We start from the raw sequence: 24734 nt of genomic DNA, 5'->3' as shown, positions 1-24734 counted from the left end.
AACCGCGATCTTGACTTCCTTCAATGGCGGGTACTTCTCCAACTCCGCGATGCGGCAGCGCAAAAATTCGCTCCTCCGCCGACAAATCTCCTGTACGAGTGAAAACGGTGCTGGTAATTTGATCGCGAATACCCAATATTGTTCTCAACAGACCACATCACCACCGCTGTCATGCGTAAACGTAGCTGCCCTCTGAGAGGAAGCCGCGCTGTTTGCGCAATTTTCTCCGAGCAAAGTCACCGAACCAATGACGCAATCTTCACTCTGGCAACCGAGCGATATCATGAGCGCTGAAGCCGGCAATGAGCCGGAGGCGCCCAAGCGGCGCGGCCGAATTCCACAATCGGCATGGCCGCATATCTTGGAGCGGCACCGGGCGGGCGCGACTTTGTCCGCGATTGCTCGCGAGTTCGACTGCACTCCAAGCGCCATCTCCTATATTGTACGCAAAGCCGAAGCGTCCGGAATGGAACCTGCGGCCCCCCGTGCCAGCGAGACGGCGAGCCCTGCGGAAACGGATCAGGCCACCCCGGCGCAGGAACCCGAAGCGGCTGCTCAGCCCCAGCAGCATGTCGCTCCGGAAGAAGCGCAACAAGTGGACGATTCGGCACCCGCCCCGGCAACCGGCGCGACGGAAGAGCAGCCCGCGGTCGAACCGCCGGCTCCCCCGGCGGAGCCCCGCCCGGCTCCGCGCCGCAGCGCCACTCCGGAAGGCCGGACCCAGCTGCGCGCGTCCGATATCGGCCGCAATTCCGCGCAATCGGCTGCCCGTCCGGCGGAATCCGCGCCGGCTGCTGCTCCGGCCGAGCCCCGCCCCGCTCCCGTGGCGGCCGTTCCGCAGCCCCAGCCCGCCGCCGGCGGTGAAACGGCGCGTACCGCTTCCCCGTCCGGCAGGCCGGAACCGGCCCCTCCCGTCGATGCCGTCGAAGGGCGGCTCCGCGACACGGCCCGGTCGTGCCTGGTGGCCTACCGCGGATGGAAGCAGGCGCCCAGCGAGGGCAGCATCCAGACCCTTCACGATGCGGTCCATGAACTGCGCAAGGCCTTGGCACGCATCGAGATCGACATGTCGGCGAGCCGTCGCGACGAGCAGGTGAACCGTCCTATTCCGATCCCGGCGCATCGGGCGGCACGCCGCCCGCGCTGATGTTTGAAAAGGAGGGGGGTTACTTTCCCTCTCATGTCGAGTCGAAGATCTCGGCAGGTTGCCGCACAAGGTGAAGGGCGTTTTTATCGGCCGTTGTCAGGAGATTACCTGACAACGGCCTTTTTGTTGTTCGCCATCGCAATCCCCGCGTTAAACCCGCCCTCACCGCGATCCGCGAAAAACGCGCCGCAAACCGGTCCGGTCCGCCCCGAAATATTCAAAACCCGAACACGTGCCCGACCACCGTCCAGCCGTACAATGAAGTGACCAGACCGGCGAAGCCCAGGAACTCGGCGAAAAATTTGTGAACCGACATCGTATCCTCCCTTGCAGGTGATCCATCAGGTGCTGGCTGAGCGACAAGGGAATGATATGAGAACACTTCCGGAACATCAAGCCTGATGTTCGCTCTATGTTCCTATCGGGCGCTGTTCAGCCCCCTTTCCGGGAGGAACTTCCCCGATCGTGCGGCGAGGAGGTTGGAACTTTCAGCGACCCGGCGACGTTCTCAGGTGCATCGACAAACCAATGTTGGAGAATAAAGTGGGGCGGAACATCTTCTACATCATCGGCGTGATTGTCGTCGTGATCGCGGTTCTTTCGCTGGTCGGCCTCGCCTGAACGAACGTCGACGCGACCCACGCTTCGGAGCGCACGATCCGCCCGGGTCACGGAAGCTACCGTCCGTGACCCGGGCGGGTCGACCGGCGAATCTGTCCAACTCGGTTCCGACCGGGCGTCTGTTTGCGGTTAATTCCGAGCTTTCCAGGCTTCCCAAGTAATTCGGTTCGGACTACCGGTTCCGCCGCAACGATCGCAACAAAGATCACCCGGTCGATTCTTCCCGTCCGGGTTCTTCCGCGACCAGCCGCCAGAACTCCTGTGCCGCCCGCGTGAGATAACGTTCCCGATGCCTCATCGCGAAGAAGCGCCGTTTCGGCAGGGCAAGGTCGACTCCGACCAGCGTTCCCGCCTTCAGGGAACTTTCCGCAACCAGCCTTGAAATCACGGTCGCACCGGCGCCCGCCTCCACCGCTGCGCGTACCGCTTCGTTGGACGGAAGCTCGAGGCGGATCTCAAGCGTCCGCGGGTCGACCCCCATGACCGGCAGGGTGGCCTCGAAGATCGACCTGGTTCCCGATCCGCGTTCCCGGAAGACCCAGGGCTCCCTCGGGAAATCCTCCCTCGGCTCCGGACGCCGGTCGGCCCAGGGATGACCGGGCGCCACGACGAGCACCAGTTCGTCTTCGGCGACGGGACGGATCGTCAGGGCGGGGTCGTCTATCTCACCCTCGGTGAAGCCGAGGTCCGCCGCTCCCCCGTGGACCAGGCCCGACACGAACTCGGTGTTCCCGATCGTCAATGTCAGGGCTATGCCGGGATAGCGGCGGCGATACTGGTGGATGATGCGCGGCAGCCAGTAATTCGCGACGGTCTGGCTCGCGGCGAGCCCGAGCGAACCCCGCCTCAACCCTGCAAGGTCGTCGAGAACCGTCTCCGCGGCCGAGGCACGGGCCAGCACCGCCTTCGCTTCGGCAAGGAAGATCCGCCCCGTCTCCGTCAGCGCGATCCGCCGCCCGACCCGATCGAAAAGCTTGATCGCGTAGCGCGCCTCCAGCGCCGCGATGGCGGCGCTGGTCGCCGACTGCGTCAGGTTGAGATCGCGCGCGCCCAGGGTGACGTGCTCCCGTTCGGCGACCGCGACGAAGATGCGAAGCTGCTCCAGCGTCATGCCGGCTTCTTTACAGGAAAGCCTTGATCAGTCCCAGGCTGAAGCCGGCGATGAAAAGGGAGGCGGCACCTCCCAGGACCAGTGGCCGGAGGCCCCTGGCACGCAGCCTGGCCAGATCGGTTTCCAGCCCCATGCCGGCCAGCGCCAGCGCCAGCAGGAAAGTGGTGGCCGCCGCGACGGCCGCCTTCGCCTCCGCCGGGATCGCGACGACGCTGTTGACGCAGACCATCCCGATGAACCCCAGCACGAACCACGGCACCGGCGCGCGGCCCTGGCCACGGGCATAGCCGCCACGGCGCACCCTGCTCGATGCCAGCAGGCTCAAGGCGACCACGACCGGCGCCAGCATCATGACGCGGGACAGCTTCGCGACGCTGCCGATCTCCCCGGCCTCGCTCCCGCCCTGGAAAGCGGCCGCGACCACCTGCGCCACCTCGTGGATCGACGCTCCCGCCCAGATCCCATAGGCATGCGGGTCGAGGCCGGCCGGTCCGGCCAGCACGGGATAGACGACCATCGCGACCGAGCCGAACAGGGTCACGCAGGCGACCGCGTAGGCGACGTCCTCGTCCCGCGCGCGCGTCACCGTATTGGCGGCGGCCACCGCGGAAGCCCCGCAGATCGAGGTGCCGGCCGCGATCAGCTCGGTCAGTCCACGCTCCACGCCCAGGAGTCTTCCCAGCAGGACCGTGAACCCGAAGGTGCAGGCGACCGTCGCCACGATCACCGCGATGCCGGCCACCCCCACCTCGGCCACCTGCCCCGCCGTCAGCTGAAGGCCGAGCAGGACGATGGCGAGCCGGAGCAGGCCCCGCATCGACAGGACGACGCCCGGCCGCGCCGTGGCCGGCATCCCGGCCACGGCGCGGAACACGATGCCGATCACGATGGCGAGTATCAGGGGGCTCAACCCGGTCAGGCCGGGGACCCGGCCCAGGGCGAAGGCGGCCAGCGCGACCGCCGCAGCCAGTAAAAGGCCCGGCCACACGCCGGGATTCCGCCCTTGTCCGCTCCGGGCTCCGCCCCCGAGGGTCGGAACAGAGGTTGCCGGTGTCGCTGCGCTCATGGGACGGCTCCTTCTGGTCCGGCCCCATGATCGCAGGCATGCATCGATCGATCCAACTCATTGCATGAGTTGTTCCGTTCGATCAAATCGAACGGTTTGCGGCCCTCAGGTCGGGATCGGCGCTCCGAGCGACCAGATCACGCCGAACGGGTCACGGAGCTGCCCGTACCGATCCCCCCAGAACATGTCCTGCAGCGGCATCACCACTTCCGCCCCGGCATCGACGGCCCGCCGCCACCATGCCTCGACATCGTCGACCTTCATGTGCAGCGTGAAGGCCTGGGGTGCCTTCAGGGGTTGGCCGTACTCCGGATAAGGATCGTGCAGCATCACGGACCCGCCGTTCACATGCAGGTGGACATGCATCGTCCGGCCCTGGTCGTCGGCCGGCTGGCGCGCGATCTCCACCGCGCCGAAAGCCCGTTCGTAGAACCCAGCCGCCCGGATCGCGCCGTCGACCATGAGATACGGCACCACGCCTCCCAGGACAGGTGCGTTCGCAACAGCTTCGCTCATCGTCGAAATCTCCCGGATCAGGGCTTCAGGTCGACGGCAGCCCTGTAGCTGCCGTCCATGTGGAACGGAACCGATGTATGCTCGTGGACGATCAGCCACGAAGAGGTGAATCGCCGCAGGAACAAGGTCTGCCTTGCCCAGACCGAAACCTCCTCGCCATCCGCCTTGGTACCGCTGATCCGGACGAAGCCGTGACAACAGGCATGGTCGCCGTCCACCGCCACGGAGAAATCCGCGAGGTCGTAGCCGATCGGACCGCGCCAGGTCGCGAACCAGTCCTCCAGGCCCGACCAGTCCAGCGCATCCGGACCGGCCTTCGCCAGGGGAGGCGCCAAGTCGAATGTCACGGCATCGGCCGCGAAAACCGCGAGGGCCCCGCCGGCGTCCTTGGCGCGGATCGCGCCCGCCCGATCGCGCAACACCCCGCGAATCGCATCATCATCATCTTTGCCTTGGTCCGTCATCTCCGCTCTCCCCTGCCCGTGTTCACCGCCCCAAGGACGCGGGAGAGAGCGTGGCGCCGACATGCCCGGCGACGATTTTCCCTCAGCCCCGTTTCGTCATGGACCGGACCTTGGCCAGGAAGGAGTCCATCGCGACCGGCTTGCTGATCAGCCCCGTGTCCGGTCCCGAGAAGGCGTCGCCATCGGTTGCCGGGCGCGCATAGCCCGTCAGGAACAGCACCTTCAGCGCCGGCCTCAGCACCCTCGCCATCTCGGCGAGCTGCCGTCCGTTGATGCCCGGCAGCCCGACGTCGGTGACCAGCAGGTCGATCGCAGCGGGACCTTCCAGGATCCGAAGCGCGGACTGCCCCTCGGCGGCTTCGAGCACCGTGTAGCCCTGCTCCTCCAGGGTTTCGACCAGGACCATGGACACGATCATCTCGTCCTCCACGACGAGGATGGTTCCCTGGGTCTCCAGGCTCGAGGCGGGCTCCGCGACGGGCTCCGCCTCCGTCTCCGGTACGCCCCCATGGCGCGGCAGGTAGAGCTTCACGCTCGTTCCCCGCCCCTCGCTGCTGTCGATCCGGGTATGCCCTCCCGATTGCCTGGCGAAGCCGTAGAGCTGGCTGAGACCGAGGCCGGTACCCTGGCCGACCGGTTTCGTGGTGAAGAATGGCTCGAAGGCGCGCGCCAGGACTTCCGGCGGCATGCCCTTGCCGGTGTCCGTGACCGCCAGCATCACATAGTCCCCGGCCTGGACCCCGGCTCCGTCCGGCGAGGACTCATCGTCCAGGAAGGCGTTCGCCGTCCGGATCGTCAGCAGCCCGCCGTCCGGCATGGCGTCGCGCGCATTGATCGCCAGGTTGAGAAGGACGTTCTCGATCTGGTTCGCGTCGGCCCAGGCGTACCAGATCTGCTCCTCGAGGGCGGTCTCGACCCGCACGGATTCGCCGACCGACCGCCGGACCAGATCCCGCATGCCGGTCACCAGCGCATTCAGGTCCACGACCTCGGGGTTGAGCGGCTGCCGCCGGGAGAACGCCAGCAGGCGCCGGGTCAGCGTCGTCGCCCGGTCGACCGACAGGCGGGCGGCGCGGCAGAAATGCCCGATGTCCGTCCGCCCGGCCTCCAGCCGCCGCTCCACCGCCTCCAGGCTGCCGCCGATCCCCTGCAGGAGATTGTTGAAGTCGTGGGCCACCCCTCCGGTGAGCTGACCCAGCGCCTCCATCTTCTGCGCCTGGCGAAGCTGTTCCTCGGCAACCCGCAGGGCGTCCGTGGCGGCCTTCTCGGCGGTCACGTCGCGGCCGACGCCGTGCAGATACTCGCCGTTGGGATCGGCCGAGAGGACCCAGGCGATCCATTTCCAGGACCCGTCGGCCGCCTTGATCCTGTTCTCGAACCGCACGGGCTGGCGACCGGAGCGCAAGGCCTCCAGGTGCGCCGATACGGCGTCGACGTCATCGGGATGGATGATGTCCGGGTAGGGCCGTGCCAACAGCGCGGCCTCGTCATGGCCTAGGAGCCGCGACCAGGACGGGCTGACCCGAAGCAGCCGCCTGCCGTAATCGGCCACGACGAGCAGATCCTCGCTCACTTCCCAAAGCCGGTCACGCTCCCGCGTCCGCTCGGCGACGCGCTCCTCCAGCGTCTCGTTCAAGCGCCGCAGTTCCTCCTCGGACTGGGCCTGCTCGATGGCGGCGGAGGCGAGATGGGCGAGCTGGACCAGCATCGCCTCGTCGTCCGCGCCGAAGGCCCCGCCGTCCAGCCTGCCGGACACCTGGACCATGCCGAGACGGCGGCCTCGGCCGGATACCAGCGGCATGGCCAGCTTCGATCCGGCCAGCCGGAGCGGCCTCCTGGAATCCCGCGCCGGCGCGCCGGCAGCCTCGTCCCGGCCCTCCTCCCCGGTCAGGCTCACCGTGGCCTGGCCGACGCCGGCGATCTCCCGGGCCGCCGCCGCGATCTCCGCCAGGGTCGCGGCAAGCGTGGGAGCCGCGGTCACGGCCAGCCACGCGTCGGCAAGCGCCTGGAGCTGCTCGGCCCGCCGGTGCTGGTCTTCCACGTCCACCAGGACGGTGATGGCCGCGGCGACGGCGCCGTCGGCACCGCGCACCGGCGTGCTGCTCACCTGCAGACGCCGGCGCTTGTGCCCCGACCGCCCGCCGAGCAGATAGATCATCGGTTCGCGGTCGACGAACTCGCCCCGCGTCAGGGCCCGGACGGTGGGATAATCCTCGACCTCATAGTTCCTGCCGTCGGGATGCAGGGCGCCGTAAGTCGAATAGCGTTCCAGGCCGCTGCCGAGCACGTCGTGGCCGATCAGTTCCTTGGCCTTGTCGTTCAACGTGACGACCTCCCCGGCCGGAGCGTTCGCGATGGAGATCCCGACCGGAGCGCGCCGGATCAGGGTATCCAGGAACTCCCGCTCGAAACGCAGGCGATCCTCGCTTTCCCGCAGGGCCTCCTGGGTCCGGCGGCGCTCCGTCACGTCGCGGAAATACACCGACAGGCCACCGGTGGCGGTCGGATGGATGTCCATGTCGACCCAGTGGCGAAGGATCGGCGAGATCGTCTCGCACCGGACTTTCCGCCGCAGGCGCATGGCCTCCTGATGAGCGTCGTAGGCTTCGCTGCCGACCGCCTGGGGGAACTCCTCCCAGTACACCCGGCCGATCAGGTCCTCGCGCCGGCGCCCCCACCACTCTTCCGCCTTGCTGTTGACGTAGGTGAACCGCCACGCGCCGTCGACCGCGTAGAAGGCATCGCTGATGCTTTCCAGGATCTCCAACGTGTGCTCGTGCGATCTGTTCCGCCCGTCCTCCGCCTTCTGCCGTTCGATCGCGACGCCCAGCAGGTTGGCGAACCCCTGCATGAAGGCTATGTCGTCCTCCTCGAAATGGCCGGGGTCCGGGCTGTCCACCTCCAGCACGCCGAACGGGCATTCGGCGACGCCGTCGCGGATGACGACGTTGATCGCGCGCCGGACGCCGTGTTCCGCCAGCAGCCGCGGTGTCCGGAACCGGGTCTCTCCCGCGAGATGGTTGGAGATGACGGGCGTCCCGGTTTTCAGCGCGAAACCGGCGGGGGACTCCAGGTCCGCGCCGACGATGGCGTGGCCGACCAGCCCCGCGGCCCATCCGACCCCGGCCCGGACCAGCAGCCGATCCTCCGCCGGCTGCCACTCCAGGATCTTGCATAAGCGCGTGGCCATGCCCTCGGCACACATCTCGGTGGCGCGCTGGAGCAGGGCGTCGAGGTCACGGCAGCGCAGCGCGTGGAAACCGAAATCGGCGAGCAGGCGTTGCTGGCGCAGACGGTAAGCGAGTGCGTTCTCGCTCGGAGCGGGTTGTGTCACGGGCGCCTGCTCAGGAGGAGGCCAGGCCGCTCGCGCGGATCTGGTCGGACAGGTCGGCCATGGCCCGGGCGACCCTGGCGAAGTCGTCGCTGCCATGGAGGAAGGCCGGGTTCAGTCGGCCGGAGACCTTTCCGCCGTTGCAGACCAGCACCTTGTAGACATAGGCGTGACCATCGCCCCGGTGTTCCATCCCGAAGGCGACGCGATAGTATGCGTCCGATCCATTGACGTTTCCGGTTGCAGCGACGTCGATGTGCCGGATCGGGAAGAATGTCTTCATGACGATGGTTTCTATGGTTCCGAAGGTCAATACAGCGGCCGCCGGCCTCCTTGCCACTGCGCTTTCGGGGTGCCCGCTAATCCCTTTTTCCCGGGCACTTGCCGACGAAGTGAGAGATGGATCACAGAATGTCGCGATCGGAAGGGCGAAAATGCGTTTCCGATTGTTGAAGCTGTGACCAAGTTGGGCAACGCAGGTGGGGAGATGGCGCGGTACGATCTTGATACCATCCTCAACCAGGACATCCCGGATGACCTGCTGATGGATATCGCCTATCACTGGCAGGCCAACGACAATCGCGTGGCGGAGGCGCCCCCCGCCGGGGCCGAGCAGCCGCTCCAGGACCCGCCGCAGTGGCTGGAAGGCCCGTCCCCGGGCGAAGATCACCGCATGACCTTGACCCTGTCCACCTGTTGAGCCCCGCGAGAATCCATCCAGCACGGGGTTCCCAGGCAATGCGTACGATCACCCTGATATTCCTGGCATCGCTTCTCGCCGTGCCGCTGTCCGGCTGCGTGCAGTCCGACGAGGAGTATTTCGAGTCGGCGAGCAGGTCCGGCATGACGCAGGAGCAGCGCGAGCGCCAGTCCCGGCGGTCCGCCTACGGCACCTTCGAATTCGAGCGGGAGCAGGAGGAGGCGTGGCGGGATCGACGCTGAACCGCCGCGACCGGCGCCCCGGCCGCTAAGGGGTGCCCTCCGCATCCTGGGGGCCGCCCCTCCCCGACAGCAGGCCGGCGATCAGCGGGTTTGGAAAGCGGCGGCTCTGCGCGATGGCGTAGAAGGTTTCCCTGACGTCGGGGATCCGGCACCATTCGACCAGGACGCCGGCCTGCAACTCGTCGCGCACGACGATGGGCGGGACCAGCGCCAATCCGGGGCTCTCGCGCGCCATGAGGCGGAGCATGGCCATGTCGTCCACTTCCGCCAGGATGACCGGCCGCACGCCCGCGACCTCCAGGATCCGATCGAAACCTGTCCTGATATCGCTGTCCAGGCTGGGCAGCAGCACCGGCCTGGTCGCCAGGTCCCGCGGAAAGCAAAAGCCCGCCGCTTCCGGGCCGGGGCGGCCGACCAGGCTGACCGGCTGCACGTCCAGCAGGTGGCTGTGCCAGGGTGTCCGCGCATCGCGCTGCACCGGACGGTTGGACAGGACCAGGTCGAGCTCGTGGGCTTCCAGCCGGGCCAGCAGCTCGCCCATCGTCCCGGAGCGGACCACCATGCCGACATCCCGGCGCGCCATCAGCGGACGCAGGAACTCGATCTGGAAGTTCCGGGAGAGTGTCGTGATGGCGCCGACCCGAAGCATCTGCCTGCTCTGCCCGCCGCGCCCCTGCAAGGTGCTCAGGAGTTCCTCGCCGGCCTGGAACACGGTATCCGCATAGTCCAGCGCGATCCGCCCGGCTTCGGTCAGGACGAGGCGCTTGCCCTGCCGCTCGAACAGAGGATGCCCGAGCTGAAGCTCGAGCTTCTGAAGCTGCACGGAGAGCGCCGATTGGGACAGGTTCAGCCGCTCCGCCGCTCGCGTCAGGTTGCCTTCATGGGCGACCGCCCGGAAATAGCGGAGATGGCGATAATTCAGCGCTGGCATGGCGTCCTTTCATAAAAGCGAACGATATCATTCAATCTTTCTATTTTATAGAAGTCGAGGTTCGGGATAATCCAGCGGTCGCCTCTCACCGGAGCCGACCATGCACACATCACTCCTCTGGCTCTGCGCCGCCGGACCGCTCCTTCTGATCGCGGTCGCGATGCCGTCCCTTTCGTCATCGGCCCCCTCTTCCGACCGGACCCGCCGCTCCGCGGCCGGACCCGCGTTCGCCGCCAGCCTCGCGGCGCTGGCCGTCGCCTTGGCGGCCGCGGCGGCCTGGGCCGTCCATGGAACGCTGCGGACCGGGACCGTCGGCATCGCGGGCGTGGGTTTCGGGATCTACCTGGACGGCCTGACCGCGGTGATGCTGGTCCTCGTCGCCTTCGTCGGCGCCGTCGTGATCCGGTACAGCGCCAGGTATCTCGACGGCGACCCGAACCACGCCCGTTTCATGGGATGGCTGGGCGTGACCCTCGCCGCCGTCCTGCTGCTGATCGTCTCCGGCAACCTGTTCCAGTTCGCCCTCGCCTGGGTCGGGACCAGCGTCGGCCTGCACCGCCTGCTGGTCTTCTACGGCGAACGGCCCGCCGCCGTGCTGGCGGCGCGCAAGAAGTTCCTGGCGAGCCGCATCGGCGACACCTGCCTGATCGCCGCGATGGTGCTGATCCACCGGGTTTTCGGCAGCCTGGACTACGCCGGGATCTTCGCCGCCGCCGACGCCCTTCGGGACTCGGGGACGGACCCGGTCCAGTCCGCCTCGGTCCATGGGATCGCCCTCCTGCTGGTCGTCGCGGCCCTGCTCAAGTCGGCCCAGTTCCCGCTCCACGGCTGGCTGACGGAGGTGATGGAAACGCCCACCCCCGTATCCGCCCTCCTGCATGCCGGCATCATCAATGCCGGAGGTTTCCTGGTGCTGCGCCTCGCGGACGTGATCTCGCTGTCGATGCCCTCGCTCCACCTCCTGGCCGTGGTCGGCGGGCTGACCGCCCTGTTCGGGTCCGTGGTGATGCTGACGCAGACCTCGGTGAAGGTGTCGCTGGCCTACTCCACCATCGCCCAGATGGGCTTCATGATGCTGCAATGCGGGCTGGGCGCCTACTCCGCCGCTCTGCTGCACATCGTCGCCCACTCGCTCTACAAGGCCCATGCCTTCCTGTCTTCGGGCAGCGTGATCGACATCGCGCGGGCGTCCTGGTCGCCCAGCCCGGGCGGCAGGCTGCACCCCGCGCGGATGACGATGGCCGTCGCCGCGGTCCTGGCGGCGGTGCTGGTGATCGGAACGCTGTCCGGCGCGAGCCTCGCGGAAAAGCCGGGCGTGTTCGCCCTCGGCGCGATCATGCTCTTCGGCCTCGTCCACCTGATCGCCGGCGCGATCGACGAGCGGCCGACGGGATATGTCATCGGCCGGGCCGCGGCGCTCGCGGTGCTGGTCGCCACGGCCTACTTCGCCCTGCAGTTCGGTGCCGAGCGCCTGCTCGCCGGGTCGCTCCCGGCGGTCCAGGGACCGGGAAGCCCGCTCGACTACGCGATCGTCGCGGCGGTCGTGCTCGGTTTCGGCGCGCTGACGGTGTTCCAGAACCTGATGCCCCGCCACGCCGGGGAACCGCGCTGGCAGGCGCTCCACGTCCACATCGCCAACGGCTTCTACGTCAACACGATCGCCAACCGGCTGGTCCTGCGCTTCTGGCCCGGCCTTCCGCCGGGCCGGTCCACGTCCCAGGCCGCCACTTGCATGAACGGAGCGCACAGATGAGCATCGCCTTGGCCATCACGCCCGCGATCGAAGCCGAGGTCGGCACCGGGACCGGCATCACGGGCCCCGACCGGGCTGCCCTGCTGGCGGCGATATCCACGGCCTGCGGCAGGATAGCGCCGCTCTGGCCGCTCAAGCACTTCGTCGCGGTCAATCCGTTCCTCGGATTCTCCGGCCAGAGCTTCGCGGCCACCTGCGCCACCCTGCGGCGGGTCGCGCGGACCGACATGCTGATGCCCCGGAGCTTCTATCGGCAGGCGCTGGCGGACGGCGCGCTGGACGACCGGGATCTGGAAGCGGCACTCGCCGCCATGCCGGAAGGCGCCGGCCGGCCGGCCGACCTTCCGGCCCTGAAGCAGGCGCTGGCCCGCGACCCTCTCGGCAGCCGTCCCAGGGCGGTCGTCGCCACCGTCGCCGAGATCCTCGACATGCTGGCCGCCGGTGACCGGCAGGCCTCGCGCACGTCGTTCATGATCGACGAGATCTCCAAATGGTGCGCGGCCTATTTCGACGAGGGACAGGCGAACTGGCGGCTGCCGTCGCGCCATCTGCGCCCCTATCCGGCCTGGCGGGCATCCATGCGCCACGACCGCAACCCGGAGGCGATGGGCATCCGGGGGTTCCGCAAGGCCGTCGCCGGCCTGCCCGACGACCCGGTGGAGGCGATCGCCGCCGTCGTCGGGAATCTCGGGATTCCCGCCCGCGCCGTCGCGGACTACCTGCACCGGGCGCTGTTCGACATCGGCGGCTGGGCTGCCTATGCGCGCTATCTGGTCTGGAACAACGAACTCCATGGACGCCGGGACGATACCCTGGTCCATCTCCTGGCGATCCGGGTCGCCTGGGGCTACGCGCTCTTCCTCGAACGGACCGATCCGGCCTTCACCGATGCCTGGCGGCGCGCGATGGACGAGGCGGCGGTCCTGCCGCAGGACGGGCGGCCCGGCGACGATCCCGACCTCGCCGTCGACCTGATCCTCCAGGATGCCTACGAATCCGGCTACCAGCGCCGTCTGCTGTCCCGGCTCGCGGCGGGCGGCACTCGGGCCGGCCGGGCCCGCCCGCCGGAAGGCCGCAGCAGGCTCCAGGCGGCGTTCTGCATCGACGTTCGCTCCGAAGTCTACCGGCGCGCGCTGGAAACCGCCTGTCCCGAAGCCGAAACCGTCGGCTTCGCCGGCTTCTTCGGCTTTCCCATCGAGTACGTGCCGATCGGCCGCGTCACCGGCGGCGCCCAATGCCCGGTCCTGCTAAAGCCGGCTTTCGTCGTCTGCGAGGCGGTCGAGCAGGCCTCGGAGGAGGAGGAGACGGAGATCCTGGGGCTGCGCCTGCTGCGCCGCCGGGCGGCCAAGGCCTGGAAATCCTTCAAGACCTCCGCGGTGTCGTCCTTCACCTACGTGGAGACGGCGGGCCTGCTGTTCGGCGCCAAGATGCTGAGCGACGGCGCCGGGCTCACCCGGACCGTCAGCGATCCCGACACCGACGGCCTGGACCGCTCCACCGTCGGCCGGATCGGGCCGCGCCTCGCTCCGCGCACCGTCGGGGGGCGACAGACCGGCTTCACCGACGGGCAGCGCGTCGCCATGGCCGAAGCCGTGCTGCGCGCCATGTCGCTGACGGAGGGGTTCGCGCGGCTGGTCATGCTGACCGGGCACGGCAGCACGACCGTCAATAACCCGCATGCCTCCGGGCTGGACTGCGGCGCCTGCGGCGGCCACACCGGCGAGGCGAACGCCCGCGTCGCCGCGGCGATCCTCAACGATCCGGGTGTCCGCGCCGGCCTGAAGGAACGCGGCATCGCGGTGCCGGAGGATACCTGGTTCCTGGGCTGCCTGCACGACACGACGACGGACGAGGTCACCATCCACGACGCCGACGAGGTTCCGAAATCCCACGCGGAAGACCTGGAGCGGCTGCGCGGATGGCTGGCGCGGGCCTCCGAGCTTGCCCGCCTGGAACGGTCGGCCCTGCTCGGGCTTTCCCCGCGGGCGCCCGGTGTCCATGCCGCCGTGATCGGCCGAAGCCGCGACTGGGCGCAGGTGCGTCCGGAATGGGGCCTTGCCGGCAACGCCGCCTTCATCGCGGCGCCGCGCGGACGCACCTGCGGCATCGACCTCGGCGGGCGGGCCTTCCTGCACAATTATGATTGGCGGAAGGACGCGGATTTCGCCGTGCTCACCCTGATCATGACGGCGCCGCTGGTGGTCGCAAGCTGGATCAACCTGCAATATTACGGCTCGACGGTGAACAACAGGGTCTTCGGCAGCGGCAACAAGGTGCTCCACAACGTGACCGGGACCCTGGGCGTCCTGGAGGGGAATGCGGGCGACCTGAAGGTCGGCCTGCCCTGGCAGTCGGTCCATGACGGCACCCGCTTCATCCATGAACCGCTCCGCCTGAACGCCTTCATCGAAGCGCCCGTCCAGGCGATCGACGGGGTGATCGCGAAGCATGAAACGGTCCGCAACCTCGTCGACAACGCCTGGATCCACCTCTTCGCCATGTCGGAGTCGGGCCGGGTCTCCCACCGCTATCGCGGCGCCCTCACGTGGGAGGCGCTGGACTGATCCGAGACGGCGCGGCCTCAGAGCGCCTTGTGGCCGCGCACCGCCTCCTCCAGGGCGGGCTTGAGGCCGAGGAACCGCCGGTCGAGCGCCGCGGGATCGGTGCGGTTGGTCTCCAGCATCTGCGCCCGGGTCTCACCGCCGCGCACGATCTCCAGGGCGTCGGCGATCATTCCCGCCACGATCGCCTCGGCGACCGCCTCGACGGGTTCCTTGCTGAAACCCAGCTCGGGACCGGCATTGTTCGACCGCATCATCGGCGTGTCGGTCGCGCCGGGATAGGCCGTCAGGACATGGATGCCCTCGCCCGCCAGTTCCCGGCGCAAGGCTTCCCCGAAGCGGCCGATCCCCGCCTTGGCACCCGCATAGACCGCGTAGAACGGGACGCCGACCAGGGCTATCGCCGACGCGACGTTCACGATCATCGCCTCGCCCGACGCACGAAGCAGGGGCAGCGCCGCGCGCGTCAGCAGGATCGGGGCCAGCAGGTCGACCTCGACCATGGCGCGGATCTCGGTTTCGTCCATCGACTCCAGGCGGCCGGCACGGACCACGCCGGCATTGTTGACCAGGATGTCGAGGCCGCCGAAGGCCCTGACGGCGGCGTCGAGGAAGGCCGCGCGCGCCGCCGGGTCGGCCACGTCGCCGGCCACGGTCTCCACCTCGACCCCCTCGGCCCGGAGCGACTGGGCCGCCTCCCGAAGCGGGGCTTCGCGCCGCCCCGCCAGCACGAGCCGGGCTCCCCGCGCGCCCAGCGACCGGGCGAGAGTCAGGCCGATGCCGCTCGATCCACCCGTGACCAGCACCCGTTTTCCAGCGAGATCCATGACGATGTCCTTTTCCGAAGCAGGTTCCGGCTGAAACATCCTCCCATTCTTCTTGGCAATGAAGATGTGGTATTGGAACAAGCTTCATTCCTGTACGGCATGAACCATGGATCTGCTGACTCTGCTCCGAATCTTCACCCGCGCCGCCGAGCTGCACGGCTTCACGGCTGCCGCCCGCGACCTCGGCCTGACCCAGCCGACGGTCAGCAAGTCGGTCGCCGCGCTGGAGGAAAGGCTGGGAACGCGGCTGTTCCAGCGCTCGACCCAGCAACTCTCGCTGACCGAGGACGGCCGCCTCGCGCTGGAACAGGCGCGGAACCTGCTGGACGACGCCGCCGCCTTCGAGGAGGCGTTCGGCCATCGGCGCCGGGCGCCCACCGGCGTGGTCCGGCTGGGCACCCCCGTCGCTTTCGGCCGCCTGCACGTCGTTCCGCGCCTCGCGGCGCTGATGGATCTCCATCCGGCGCTGGAGATCGACCTGGTGATGGGCGACGGTGCCGCCGACCTGGTGGAAGCCGGGCTCGACGTCGCGATCAGGATCGCCGATCTGGACGAGCCCACTCTGATCGCGAGGAGGATCGGAGTCACCCGGCGCGTCACGGTCGCCTCGCGCGATTATTTCGAGCGCCGGGGCAGGCCGACCCAACCCCAGGATCTCATTGGGCACAACTGCATCGTCTATACTTACCTGGCGACGGGCGACGAATGGCTGTTCGACGGCCCGGCGGGCCGAACGGCGGTGCGGGTGCGCGGCAATGTGAAAGCCAACAATTCCGAGGCGGTTCGGGAAGCGGTGCTTGCCGGCATCGGCATCGCGGTATGCCCGGTCTGGCTGTTCGGCGACGAGATCGGCACCGGCCGCGTCGAGATCGCCCTTCCGGACTTCGCGCCGAAGAGCCTCCCCATCCATGCAGTATGGCCCTCCCGGCGCTTCACGTCCCCCAAGGTTCGGGCGGTGGTCGATTTCCTCGCCGCCGGCTTCCGGGCCGATCCGCTGCTGTCGGACGCTGTCCTCACTCCCATTCGGATATCGGATATCTGACCTCACCATAACCGGCTGATGTTCCGAGCCTGGGATGCGTGATGATCCTCAGAGGTTGATCAGATGGAGCGTCCAGGCTGCGAACAGTCGGACGAGGGTGGTCGCAATGGTTCCGAACAGCGGATAGAACACGCCTGCGCTGATCGCGGCGACGTAAACCCGCGCCGGGTGGGCGCCGCCATCACCCTGGAAAGATGCTATCAACTACCCTATTTTGATAGCATCGTAGTCATTTCGTGGAGGATGCCATCATGGCCGCTGTCACCATTCGCAACCTCTCCGAGGAGGCACATCGCGCCCTGAAAGTCCGCGCCGCCCAGCACAATCGCAGCGCCGAAGCGGAGATGCGCGCCATCCTCGAGGCCGCCGTGCGTCCCGAGGGCCGCTTGCTGCTGGGCACGGTTTTGCGGGAGATCGGGCAGAAATACGACATCGCCAATGCTGACATCGAAGCCATTGCACAGGTCCGGGATACGCGTCCTGCCGAGCCCATGAAGTTTGAATGACGGGATGCCCGAATGATCCTGCTGGATACTAACGTCGTCTCGGAAGCGATGACGCGAGAACCGCATCCTCGGGTGCGCGAATGGCTCGATGCACAGTCGGCCGAGACGCTGTTTCTTTCAAGCATCACCGTCGCCGAACTTCTGTTCGGCATTGGTGCATTGCCAGCCGGAAGGCGCAAGAACGCCTTGGCCGCTGCGCTCGACGACGTGTTGGACGTTTTTGCCGCCCGCATCCTGCCATTCGATACCCCGGCAGCGCGGCGCTATGCCGATCTCGCCGTCAAGGCACGCGCGGCTGGGAAGGGCTTCCCAACGCCCGACGGGTACATCGCCTCGATCGCCGCTGCGCATGGTTTCGCCGTGGCATCGCGCGACACGAGCGCGTTCAATGCCGCAGGCCTGACGGTGATCGATCCTTGGACATGGATTGACCCTGACGCAGACCGTGAATGAACGACTCCGCTGTACCTGCTATGGGTAGGGGTCTGACATGGCATTCTTTGAAAACTGCGTGGAAAGGGCGACTGCGCTTGCTGCGACCTGCGGATGGCTGGCATTCGGCGGTGGGGCGGAGGCGGCGGTTGGTGCTGCGATCGGCGGTGCAGGCTTGGCGGCGGTCGTCTCCGACGCGGTGAGACGCCACGGCCCTGAGTCTGAAGCAGCGTTAAAGTCAATTCGCAAGCGTATTGCCGCTGATCTCGCCGCTCATGCATAAGTCTCATGACGGTACTGTCGATTCTACGGACAATCAGGACGGGGCGGAGTCCATCAACGGGACCGCCGAACGCGAATCATGCCCACCGATAGCTCCCGATGGGTATCGGTGCACTATACTACTTCTTACAGGTGGTTGCGTCGCATTCTGGCGGCGTTTCGAAGACACTCGGATTGGCAGGAATCACTCCCACTCGATCGTGCCCGGCGGCTTGCTGGTGATGTCGTAGGTGACGCGGTTGATGCCCCGCACCTCGTTGATGATCCGGGTCGCGACGCGGCCCAGGAACTCGTGGTCGAACGGGTAGTAGTCCGCCGTCATGCCGTCCACCGACGTCACCGCCCGGAGCGCGCAGGCATAGTCGTAGGTTCGCTCGTCGCCCATCACGCCGACTGTCCGTACCGGCAGAAGCACCGCGAAGGCCTGCCAGATCGCGTCGTAGAGGCCGGCGTTGCGGATCTCCTCCAGGTAGATCGTGTCGGCCTTGCGCAGGATAGCCAGCTTCTCCGGCGTGATGTCGCCGGGGATGCGGATCGCCAGGCCCGGCCCGGGGAACGGGTGCCGGCCGATGAAGCTCTCGGGCAGGCCCAGTTCCCGTCCCAGCTTCCGGACCTCGTCCTTGAACAGTTCGCGCAGCGGCTCCACCAGCTTCAGCTTCATACGCTCGGGCAGGCCGCCGACATTGTGGTGCGACTTGATCGTCATGCCGCCGCCGGACAGCGACACGCTCTCGATCACGTCGGGGTACAGCGTGCCCTGCGCCAGGAACTCCGCGCCGCCGATCTTGTGGGCCTCCTCGTCGAACACGTCGATGAAGGTGGCGCCGATGATCTTGCGCTTCCGCTCGGGGTCCGACACCCCGGCCAGCTTGCCCAGGAACAGGTCCGACGCGTCGCGGTGGATCAGCGGGATGTTGTAGTGGTCGCGGAACAGGGTGACGACCTGATCCGCCTCGCCGGACCGCATCAGCCCGGTATCCACGAAGATGCAGGTCAGCTGGTCGCCGATCGCCTCGTGGAGCAGGACCGCCGCGACCGAGCTGTCGACGCCGCCGGACAGGCCGCAGATCACCTTGCCCTTGCCGACCTTGGCGCGGATGCGGGCGATCTCCTCCTCGCGGAAGGCGGCCATCGTCCACTCGCCCCGGCATCCGGCGACATGGTGGGTGAAGTTCCTCAGCAGCTGGGCGCCGTGCGGGGTATGGACCACCTCGGGGTGGAACTGCACGCCGTAGAAATGCCGGTCGTCGTCGGCGATGACGGCGAACGGCGCGCCGTCGCTCTGCCCCACCGCGCGGAAGCCTTCCGGCAGCCGGGTGACGCGGTCGCCGTGGCTCATCCAGACCTGCTCGCGGGCTCCCAGCTCCCACATGCCCTCGAACAGCGCGCAGGGCTCCTTGACGTCCACATAGGCGCGGCCGTATTCGCGGTGCTCGGAGCCGGTCACCTCGCCGCCCAGCTGGGCGCACATCACGTGCTGGCCATAGCAGATGCCCAGCACCGGCACCTTCTGCTCGAAGACCTCCTGCGGCGGACGCGGCGAGTTCTCCTGCGAGATGAAGGCGGGGCTGCCGGACAGGATGATCGCCTTGGGATCGAACTCCCTGACCTTCTCCGGCGCCATGCTGAACGGATGGATCTCGCAATAGACGCCGCTCTCGCGCACCCGACGGGCGATCAACTGGGTCACCTGGGACCCGAAATCCAGGATGAGAACGCGATCGGCGGTCAGGTCGTTCGAAAGGGGGGCGGTCATGTCTACTCGCTTCAAGCGTGGGAAGGTCTTGCTTCGTAAAATCGTGTGTTAGCGCACCGGAGGGTCCGCGGACAAGCGCGCCAGCGGTGCCAGGTCGCGCCAGCCATAGGCCGCCTCCGTCAGGTCCGCACCGGCGAAGGGAACGATCTTCTCGGCCAGCCGGCAGCCGCCCAGGCGTTCGTAGAACCAGCGCGACGGGTTGTTCGCCAGCACCCAGACCACCGCGGAGTTCATCCCGTAATTGATCAGTTCGGTCGCCATGGCGGCCATAAGGTGGCGGCCGATCCCCCGGCCCTGCGCATGGTCGTAAAGATAAAGCGCGTAGAATTCGCCGCCATAACCTTCGATGGCGGTCCGCTGGGTCCCGCAGGATGCGAACCCCACGACTTCGGCCGGCGGCTCCACGGCGACGAAGCTGCCATGGATGCGGGACCGGTCGGCCAGGATCCTGCGCCAGCGGTGCGTGTAACCCGGGACGGATAGGCCGAGCAGGTAGCTGTCGGGCACCATGCCCGGATATGTCGTTCGCCAACTGGCGACATGAACCTCGGCGATGCCCGCCGCGTCTTCCGGACGGGCGGGACGGATCAGCGCCATGCCTCCTCACTTCGCCGCGCCAGCGGCGTCACGTCGGACCACCCATAGGCTACTTCCATCACCCGCGTGCCGTCGAACATCAGCGGACGCTCGCTCACCAGCACGCCGCCCATTTTCTCATAGAAACGCCGGGCGCGTAAATTGTCGCGCAAGGCCCAGACGGTGCAGGCGGTCATGCCCCGAAGCACCAGGCTCGCCGCCATGGTGGTCATCAGCCGGGTGCCCAGCCCGCGCCCCTGTCCGACCTGGAGGACATAGAGCGCGTGGAACTCCCCGGAATAATCGGCTAGGCCGACCTGCTCCGGTCCGGTGACGCCGAACCCGACGACCCGATCCTCGCCGTCCACCGGCATCTCGGCCACGAACACGTCGATCCGGTTCCGCTTGTTGTCCAGCACCTGCGCCCAGTACCGCGTGCGGCTGAACACGTCCATGGCGGCCAGCGTGCGGTCCGGGACGATGCCGGGATAGGTCTCGCGCCAGCCGGCCACGTGGACATAGGCGATCGCGGCGGCATCGTCGAGCCGTGCGCGCCGGATCCGCCCGATCATTCGGCGGCGCTCCCGCGCTCCAGCACGGCGGCGAAGAAGCCGTCCGTGCCATGGCGCGCCGGCGACAGGCGCATGAAGGGGCCGGTTCCCGGACTGGCGGTGCCGACGGCGCTCGTCCAAAGCTCGTCCACCGGCTTGACCGCGAAGTCCGGATGGGCCGCCAGGAAGGCTTCGACCTGCCGCTCGTTCTCCTGGGGCAGCAGGGAGCAGGTCGCGTAGACCAGCCGCCCGCCCGGCTTCACCAGCCGCGACGCCGAGTCGAGGATGCCGTGCTGGAGCTTCTCCAGTTCCTCCAGCCCCGGCCCCAGCAGCCGCCAGCGGCTGTCCGGGTTGCGACGCCAGGTGCCCGTCCCGGTGCAGGGCGCGTCCACCAGGACGCGGTCGAACTTGCCCTTGTGGCGCTTCACCCAGGGATCGCGCTCGCTCGACAGCGCCCGGGTCTCGACATTGTGGAGGCCGGCGCGGCGGATCCGCTCCGCCGCGCGCTTCAGCCGCTTCTCCAGCACGTCGCAGGCGACCAGCCGGCCCTTGTTCTGCATGCCGGCCGCGATCGCCAGCGCCTTGCCACCGGCGCCGGAGCAGAAATCCACCACCTGGTGGCCGGGCTTGGCGTCGGTCAGCAGCCCGATCAGCTGCGACCCCTCGTCCTGGATCTCGACCATCCCGCTCTTGAACGCATCGGTGGAGGCCAGGGGAGGCCGCCCGTGGATCCGGATGCCGAACGGCGACCAGCGGGTCGGCTCGCCCTCGATCCCGGCGGCTGCCAGCGCCGCCAGCGCCGCGTCGCGGTCCGCCTTGACCGGATTCGCCCTGAGGTCGAGCGGGGCGGGATCGAGCAAGGCCGCCAGTTCCGGCACGAACCGGTCGCCGAAGAACTCGCGCAGGTGCCCGGCCGCCCAGTCCGGGCATTCGACAGCCACCTCCTCCGGCATGCCGGGGTGGTCCAGGGTGTGGCCCTCCAGCTTGTTGGCCAGCCGGATCTCCCCCTGGCTGAACTGGGCCGGCGCGAATCGGCCGCCGCTGAACAGCTTGTCCAGGTGGTCGGCCGGCCGCCCCTGGGCCAGGATCTGGTCGGCGATCAGGAGCGTGCGCGCCGTGACGGGGAAGCCGCCGGCATGCTGGAACCACCAGCGAAGCCGCGCGTGGCGGCGCAGCACGCCGTAGACCGTCTCGGCCACGGCGGCGCGGTCCTTGGCGCCGATGAATCGGCGCGCACGGAAGAAGGCGCTGATCACGGCGTCTGCCGGACGCGGGGTCAACTCCACCTCGTCGAGGAGTTCGATGGCGGCTTGCAGGCGGGCGCCGGGGGTCATCTTGTCTCTGCTGATCGGACGTGGGCACGGGAAAAACGCGAAGGTGTGACATGGGCGATGAAACGCCGCCACGCAACAGCTTTCGTCGTTCCGGCGCCACGAACGGGCCATGAAAGTGCCGCCCTGGGTACTGCGGCATGAAGAAGCTTCGATGATGTATTGCCGCGCGGGCGGACTAACCCCATAGTCCTATGACCGAATGATGGTGCGGCGCACCATCATTCGGGAGCGAGCACGATTTGGTAATAACTTCAATGGTGCGTCGGCTATGTCGCCGGTCGAGATCGTCACTGATATCATGTTCGCCGGACTGTCCGGCATGGTCGGATTCTTCGTGGCCCGCCTGGGGGGCGAGGCCTGGTCGCGCATGATCCTCACGAGCGCCGCCGCGACCCGCGCCCGGACCAAGCTCAAGCGTTGCGCCCCGCTGCTGCCCGCCTTCGAGCAGCGCCGGGCCAGGTTGCGCATCGCCCTGGCTCAGAGCGAGGCCCGACGCCGCTCGGTCGAGCGCCAGATCGACCAGTTCCAGTCCAAGCTGGAGGAACTGCAGCAGCGGGACGACGAATTGATCCGGATCGTCGGCCGCAAGCGGCCCGGCTGCCGGCTGTTCAAGGCGGTCATGGTCAACCGCCATGTGCAGGCGGCACTGCGCGAAGGGCGCCCGCATGGGCTGCTCGACGGCAGCTGGGCGCGGGCACAGCATGTCGAGATCTGGGCCCAGAACCTGCCGGAGGCGAAGGCCAGCCTGGACAGCCGATTCCCGGTCAGCCTCGGCTTCATCCTGATCGAGATGATCGAACCTGAAGAGCCTTCCGGCGCGGCGGCGGATGGCAAGGGGGCGGCCGCATGATCACCACCTACATCCTGTCCTTCTTCACCGGCTATCTCGGCGTGCTGATGGGCCTGCGCCTGGCGCTGGACAAGATCGCGGTCGCCCGCCATGTGGTCAACGGCCTGCAGCGGGACCGGGCGCGGCAGGTCGCGGCGATCCGCGAGTCGGCCAAGGGCTGCAGGACCGCCAAGCGCAAGGCCGCCGACAGCGACCTCCTGGTCGACCGCCTGACGGCGGAGGCGGCGAAGCTGGAGGAGAAGCTCAAGTCCATCCGCAAGAGCGACAACCGCCTGGTCGTCCTCGACGAGCGCCGGCTGCCCGAGGATCACCGCTGGATCGTCGTCATCTCCGGCGGCGGCGGAGCCCTGCCCGAAGCGACCGGCGAGGAAGGCAACGAGAACTGGAGCGGCAACCTCCGCTTCCTGGTCTGGGCGACGACGATGGAGCGCGCCGTGAAGAAGGCCGCCACGCGCTTCCCGCCCAGCCGCGGCTTCAAGATCGAGGTCGCCACGGCGCCGAACGGGACGCCGTCCGGCGGCACCCCGTCCCAGCCGACCGCCGCCTAGAGGTCGCGGCGGTAGTTGGGCGCCTCGTTGGTGATCATGATGTCGTGGACGTGGCTCTCGCGCAGGCCCGCGTTGGTGATCTTCACGAAATTGCAGCGGGTCTGCATCTCCGGGATGGTGCTGTTGCCGGTATAGCCCATGGCCGCCTTCAGCCCGCCGACCAGCTGGTGGATCACGCCGCCGACCGGGCCCTTGTAGGGCACGCGCCCCTCGACGCCCTCGGGCACCAGCTTCATGGTGTCGCGGACTTCCTGCTGGAAATACCGGTCGGCCGAACCGCGCGCCATGGCGCCGACCGAGCCCATGCCCCGGTAGCTCTTGTAGCTCCGGCCCTGGTAAAGGATCACCTCGCCGGGGCTCTCGTCGGTGCCCGCGAACAGGCTGCCCAGCATCGCGCAGTCGGCGCCGGCCGCGATCGCCTTGGCGAGGTCGCCGGAATACTTGATGCCGCCGTCGCTGACGACGGGGATGCCCTGGCGGTGGCACTCCTCCACCACGTCCATCACCGCGGTCAGCTGCGGAACGCCGACGCCGGCGACCATCCGGGTCGTGCAGATCGATCCCGGGCCGATGCCGACCTTCACCGCATCGACGCCGGCCCCGATCAGCGCCTTGGCGGCTTCCGACGTGGCGACGTTGCCGGCGACCACCTGGGTGTAGTTGGACAGCCGGCGCACCCGCTCGATCTGCTCCATCACCTTGCGGGAATGGCCATGGGCGGTGTCGACCACCAGCACGTCCACCTCGGCGTCGAACAGCGCCTCGGCGCGGGCCAGCCCGTCCTCGCCGGTGCCGGTCGCGGCGGCGGCGCGCAGCCGGCCCTTCTCGTCCTTGCAGGCGTTGGGGTGGAGCTGCGCCTTCTCGATGTCCTTGACGGTGACCAGCCCGATGCAGCGGTAGGCGTCGTCGACCACCAGCAGCTTCTCGATGCGGAACTGGTGGAGCAGCCGCTTGGCCTCCTCCCGGTCTACGCCTTCGCGGACCGTCACCAGCCGTTCGCTGGTCATCAGCTCCGAGACGCGCTGCTGCGGGTTGGAGGCGAAGCGGACGTCGCGGTTGGTCAGGATGCCGACCAGCTTGCCCGAGGGCTGTTCGACCACGGGAATCCCGGAGATGCGGTAGTTCGCCATCAGGCCCAGGGCGTCGGCCAGGGAGGCCGTCGGCTCAATCGTGATCGGGTTGACCACCATGCCGGATTCGAACCGCTTGACCCGCCGGACCTCGTCCGCCTGCCGCTCGATATCCATGTTGCGGTGGAGCACGCCGATGCCGCCGGCCTGCGCCATGGCGATGGCGAGGCTGCTTTCGGTCACCGTGTCCATGGCGGCGGACATCAGCGGAATGCCGAGTTCGATCGTCTTGGTCAGCCGGGTGCGGGTGTCCGTCTGGGCCGGCAGGACCGAGGATTCGGCCGGCACCAGCAGGACGTCGTCGAAGGTGAGGGCTTCGCGGAACTGCGCTATCTGGGCCATTAACCGTCTCCTGGCGAAAAATTTGCGGCACTATACACAGGAAACGCGGCCTGTGAAGTCTACGTTGCCTTGCGGCAAACGCAGGGCTCGCCCGGTCGCTCCCCGAAGTCCCCGG

The 24734-nt window shown here is 68.0% G+C and carries 24 protein-coding genes; 10 read left to right on the top strand and 14 right to left on the bottom strand.

All coding sequences use genetic code 11. The annotated features are described in order from the left end of the window. Nucleotides 1-466 precede the first annotated feature (466 nt). On the top strand, nt 467-1147 hold the full coding sequence (locus tag JL101_RS11400) for a hypothetical protein (protein WP_228435408.1): 681 nt from the start codon (nt 467-469) through the stop codon (nt 1145-1147). An 826-nt stretch (nt 1148-1973) separates the two neighbouring features. Here JL101_RS11400 and JL101_RS11395 read toward each other — a convergent pair. The 6 genes from JL101_RS11395 to JL101_RS11370 all read right to left on the bottom strand — a co-directional run bounded on the left by JL101_RS11395 (nt 1974) and on the right by JL101_RS11370 (nt 8539). After that, a complete protein-coding gene (locus tag JL101_RS11395; RefSeq protein ID WP_203095171.1) occupies nt 1974-2879 on the bottom strand; it encodes a LysR family transcriptional regulator in 906 nt (301 codons plus the stop codon). A 10-nt stretch (nt 2880-2889) separates the two neighbouring features. Beyond that, entirely contained in the window at nt 2890-3867 is a 978-nt protein-coding gene (locus tag JL101_RS11390; protein WP_228435407.1) for a YeiH family protein, read from the bottom strand. Nucleotides 3868-4050: 183 nt separating this feature from the next. Next, on the bottom strand, nt 4051-4461 hold the full coding sequence (locus JL101_RS11385) for a VOC family protein (protein ID WP_203095169.1): 411 nt from the start codon (nt 4459-4461) through the stop codon (nt 4051-4053). A 17-nt stretch (nt 4462-4478) separates the two neighbouring features. After that, nucleotides 4479-4925 (bottom strand): YybH family protein, encoded by a 447-nt coding sequence (locus JL101_RS11380; protein ID WP_203095168.1) that lies wholly within the window; start codon nt 4923-4925, stop codon nt 4479-4481. An 82-nt stretch (nt 4926-5007) separates the two neighbouring features. Continuing rightward, a complete protein-coding gene (locus JL101_RS11375; protein ID WP_203095167.1) occupies nt 5008-8259 on the bottom strand; it encodes a PAS domain S-box protein in 3252 nt (1083 codons plus the stop codon). 10 nt (nt 8260-8269) lie between these two features. Next, nucleotides 8270-8539: a hypothetical protein gene (locus JL101_RS11370; protein ID WP_203095166.1), complete on the bottom strand. Its 270-nt coding sequence runs from the start codon at nt 8537-8539 to the stop codon at nt 8270-8272. 204 nt (nt 8540-8743) lie between these two features. Here JL101_RS11370 and JL101_RS11365 point away from each other — a divergent pair, with 204 nt between their 5' ends. Next, nucleotides 8744-8956: a hypothetical protein gene (locus tag JL101_RS11365; protein ID WP_203095165.1), complete on the top strand. Its 213-nt coding sequence runs from the start codon at nt 8744-8746 to the stop codon at nt 8954-8956. A 38-nt stretch (nt 8957-8994) separates the two neighbouring features. Continuing rightward, on the top strand, nt 8995-9198 hold the full coding sequence (locus tag JL101_RS11360; protein ID WP_203095164.1) for a hypothetical protein: 204 nt from the start codon (nt 8995-8997) through the stop codon (nt 9196-9198). A gap of 25 nt (nt 9199-9223) precedes the next feature. On the opposite strand, the gene JL101_RS11355 is transcribed toward JL101_RS11360, so the two are convergent. Continuing rightward, nucleotides 9224-10129, bottom strand: a complete 906-nt coding sequence (locus JL101_RS11355; RefSeq protein WP_203095163.1) for a LysR family transcriptional regulator — start codon at nt 10127-10129, stop codon at nt 9224-9226. Nucleotides 10130-10229: 100 nt separating this feature from the next. Here JL101_RS11355 and JL101_RS11350 point away from each other — a divergent pair, with 100 nt between their 5' ends. Then, complete coding sequence (locus JL101_RS11350; protein ID WP_203095162.1) at nt 10230-11882, top strand: NADH-quinone oxidoreductase subunit L; 1653 nt, start codon at nt 10230-10232, stop codon at nt 11880-11882. Further along, entirely contained in the window at nt 11879-14446 is a 2568-nt protein-coding gene (locus JL101_RS11345) for a YbcC family protein (RefSeq protein ID WP_203095161.1), read from the top strand. Before JL101_RS11350 ends, JL101_RS11345 begins: the two co-directional genes overlap by 4 nt. Nucleotides 14447-14463: 17 nt before the next feature. Here the strand turns inward: JL101_RS11345 and JL101_RS11340 are convergent, their stop codons facing one another. Next, nucleotides 14464-15270, bottom strand: a complete 807-nt coding sequence (locus JL101_RS11340; protein ID WP_203095160.1) for an SDR family NAD(P)-dependent oxidoreductase — start codon at nt 15268-15270, stop codon at nt 14464-14466. Between the two features lie 106 nt (nt 15271-15376). On the opposite strand from JL101_RS11340, the gene JL101_RS11335 reads away from it, so the two are divergent. Further along, nucleotides 15377-16312 carry a LysR family transcriptional regulator gene (locus JL101_RS11335; protein ID WP_203095159.1) on the top strand — a complete coding sequence of 312 codons (936 nt, stop codon included), beginning with the start codon at nt 15377-15379 and terminating at the stop codon, nt 16310-16312. A gap of 48 nt (nt 16313-16360) precedes the next feature. Here the strand turns inward: JL101_RS11335 and JL101_RS11330 are convergent, their stop codons facing one another. Beyond that, a complete protein-coding gene (locus JL101_RS11330; protein WP_203095158.1) occupies nt 16361-16516 on the bottom strand; it encodes a benzoate/H(+) symporter BenE family transporter in 156 nt (51 codons plus the stop codon). Between the two features lie 47 nt (nt 16517-16563). Here JL101_RS11330 and JL101_RS11325 point away from each other — a divergent pair, with 47 nt between their 5' ends. Together JL101_RS11325 and JL101_RS11320 are read left to right on the top strand one after the other, a co-directional pair. Beyond that, entirely contained in the window at nt 16564-16818 is a 255-nt protein-coding gene (locus JL101_RS11325) for a FitA-like ribbon-helix-helix domain-containing protein (protein WP_203095157.1), read from the top strand. A 12-nt stretch (nt 16819-16830) separates the two neighbouring features. Then, nucleotides 16831-17271, top strand: coding sequence for a type II toxin-antitoxin system VapC family toxin (locus JL101_RS11320; RefSeq protein ID WP_203095156.1), 441 nt, complete (start codon nt 16831-16833; stop codon nt 17269-17271). A gap of 445 nt (nt 17272-17716) precedes the next feature. Here JL101_RS11320 and guaA read toward each other — a convergent pair whose 3' ends face one another. The 4 genes from guaA to JL101_RS11300 are packed head-to-tail and all read right to left on the bottom strand — an operon-like array spanning nt 17717 to nt 21749. Beyond that, nucleotides 17717-19288 carry a glutamine-hydrolyzing GMP synthase gene (guaA, locus tag JL101_RS11315; protein WP_201080105.1) on the bottom strand — a complete coding sequence of 524 codons (1572 nt, stop codon included), beginning with the start codon at nt 19286-19288 and terminating at the stop codon, nt 17717-17719. 48 nt (nt 19289-19336) lie between these two features. Beyond that, the gene (locus JL101_RS11310) at nt 19337-19885 is read right to left on the bottom strand and encodes a GNAT family N-acetyltransferase (RefSeq protein WP_203095154.1); all 549 of its coding nucleotides are present in this window, start codon (nt 19883-19885) and stop codon (nt 19337-19339) included. After that, the gene (locus JL101_RS11305) at nt 19876-20436 is read right to left on the bottom strand and encodes a GNAT family N-acetyltransferase (protein WP_203095153.1); all 561 of its coding nucleotides are present in this window, start codon (nt 20434-20436) and stop codon (nt 19876-19878) included. The genes JL101_RS11310 and JL101_RS11305 overlap by 10 nt, the downstream gene beginning before the upstream one ends. Next, the gene (locus JL101_RS11300) at nt 20433-21749 is read right to left on the bottom strand and encodes an RsmB/NOP family class I SAM-dependent RNA methyltransferase (RefSeq protein WP_203095152.1); all 1317 of its coding nucleotides are present in this window, start codon (nt 21747-21749) and stop codon (nt 20433-20435) included. Before JL101_RS11300 ends, JL101_RS11305 begins: the two co-directional genes overlap by 4 nt. Before the next feature lie 268 nt (nt 21750-22017). Between JL101_RS11300 and JL101_RS11295 the strand changes: the two genes are divergently transcribed. Together JL101_RS11295 and JL101_RS11290 are read left to right on the top strand one after the other, a co-directional pair. Continuing rightward, nucleotides 22018-22599 (top strand): hypothetical protein, encoded by a 582-nt coding sequence (locus JL101_RS11295; protein ID WP_203095151.1) that lies wholly within the window; start codon nt 22018-22020, stop codon nt 22597-22599. Continuing rightward, the gene (locus tag JL101_RS11290) at nt 22596-23147 is read left to right on the top strand and encodes a hypothetical protein (RefSeq protein ID WP_203095150.1); all 552 of its coding nucleotides are present in this window, start codon (nt 22596-22598) and stop codon (nt 23145-23147) included. Before JL101_RS11295 ends, JL101_RS11290 begins: the two co-directional genes overlap by 4 nt. Here the strand turns inward: JL101_RS11290 and guaB are convergent. Then, entirely contained in the window at nt 23144-24619 is a 1476-nt protein-coding gene (guaB, locus tag JL101_RS11285; RefSeq protein ID WP_203095149.1) for an IMP dehydrogenase, read from the bottom strand. The two genes, JL101_RS11290 and guaB, sit on opposite strands and share 4 nt — an antisense overlap. Between the last annotated feature and the right edge of the window lie 115 nt (nt 24620-24734).

The organism is Skermanella rosea, assembly GCF_016806835.2.
Lineage (GTDB): Bacteria > Pseudomonadota > Alphaproteobacteria > Azospirillales > Azospirillaceae > Skermanella > Skermanella rosea.
This window is presented reverse-complemented; position numbering and strand designations above follow the sequence as displayed.

Coding starts and splice junctions, on each gene's coding strand:
- JL101_RS11400 (WP_228435408.1), top strand. CDS start 467: ATGGAACCTGCGGCCCCCCGTGCCAGCGAGACGGCGAGCCCTGCGGAA.
- JL101_RS11395 (WP_203095171.1), bottom strand. CDS start 2,879: ATGACGCTGGAGCAGCTTCGCATCTTCGTCGCGGTCGCCGAACGGGAG.
- JL101_RS11385 (WP_203095169.1), bottom strand. CDS start 4,461: ATGAGCGAAGCTGTTGCGAACGCACCTGTCCTGGGAGGCGTGGTGCCG.
- JL101_RS11380 (WP_203095168.1), bottom strand. CDS start 4,925: ATGACGGACCAAGGCAAAGATGATGATGATGCGATTCGCGGGGTGTTG.
- JL101_RS11370 (WP_203095166.1), bottom strand. CDS start 8,539: ATGAAGACATTCTTCCCGATCCGGCACATCGACGTCGCTGCAACCGGA.
- JL101_RS11365 (WP_203095165.1), top strand. CDS start 8,744: ATGGCGCGGTACGATCTTGATACCATCCTCAACCAGGACATCCCGGAT.
- JL101_RS11360 (WP_203095164.1), top strand. CDS start 8,995: ATGCGTACGATCACCCTGATATTCCTGGCATCGCTTCTCGCCGTGCCG.
- JL101_RS11355 (WP_203095163.1), bottom strand. CDS start 10,129: ATGCCAGCGCTGAATTATCGCCATCTCCGCTATTTCCGGGCGGTCGCC.
- JL101_RS11350 (WP_203095162.1), top strand. CDS start 10,230: ATGCACACATCACTCCTCTGGCTCTGCGCCGCCGGACCGCTCCTTCTG.
- JL101_RS11345 (WP_203095161.1), top strand. CDS start 11,879: ATGAGCATCGCCTTGGCCATCACGCCCGCGATCGAAGCCGAGGTCGGC.
- JL101_RS11340 (WP_203095160.1), bottom strand. CDS start 15,270: ATGGATCTCGCTGGAAAACGGGTGCTGGTCACGGGTGGATCGAGCGGC.
- JL101_RS11335 (WP_203095159.1), top strand. CDS start 15,377: ATGGATCTGCTGACTCTGCTCCGAATCTTCACCCGCGCCGCCGAGCTG.
- JL101_RS11325 (WP_203095157.1), top strand. CDS start 16,564: ATGGCCGCTGTCACCATTCGCAACCTCTCCGAGGAGGCACATCGCGCC.
- JL101_RS11320 (WP_203095156.1), top strand. CDS start 16,831: ATGATCCTGCTGGATACTAACGTCGTCTCGGAAGCGATGACGCGAGAA.
- guaA (WP_201080105.1), bottom strand. CDS start 19,288: ATGACCGCCCCCCTTTCGAACGACCTGACCGCCGATCGCGTTCTCATC.
- JL101_RS11310 (WP_203095154.1), bottom strand. CDS start 19,885: ATGGCGCTGATCCGTCCCGCCCGTCCGGAAGACGCGGCGGGCATCGCC.
- JL101_RS11305 (WP_203095153.1), bottom strand. CDS start 20,436: ATGATCGGGCGGATCCGGCGCGCACGGCTCGACGATGCCGCCGCGATC.
- JL101_RS11300 (WP_203095152.1), bottom strand. CDS start 21,749: ATGACCCCCGGCGCCCGCCTGCAAGCCGCCATCGAACTCCTCGACGAG.
- JL101_RS11295 (WP_203095151.1), top strand. CDS start 22,018: ATGTCGCCGGTCGAGATCGTCACTGATATCATGTTCGCCGGACTGTCC.
- JL101_RS11290 (WP_203095150.1), top strand. CDS start 22,596: ATGATCACCACCTACATCCTGTCCTTCTTCACCGGCTATCTCGGCGTG.
- guaB (WP_203095149.1), bottom strand. CDS start 24,619: ATGGCCCAGATAGCGCAGTTCCGCGAAGCCCTCACCTTCGACGACGTC.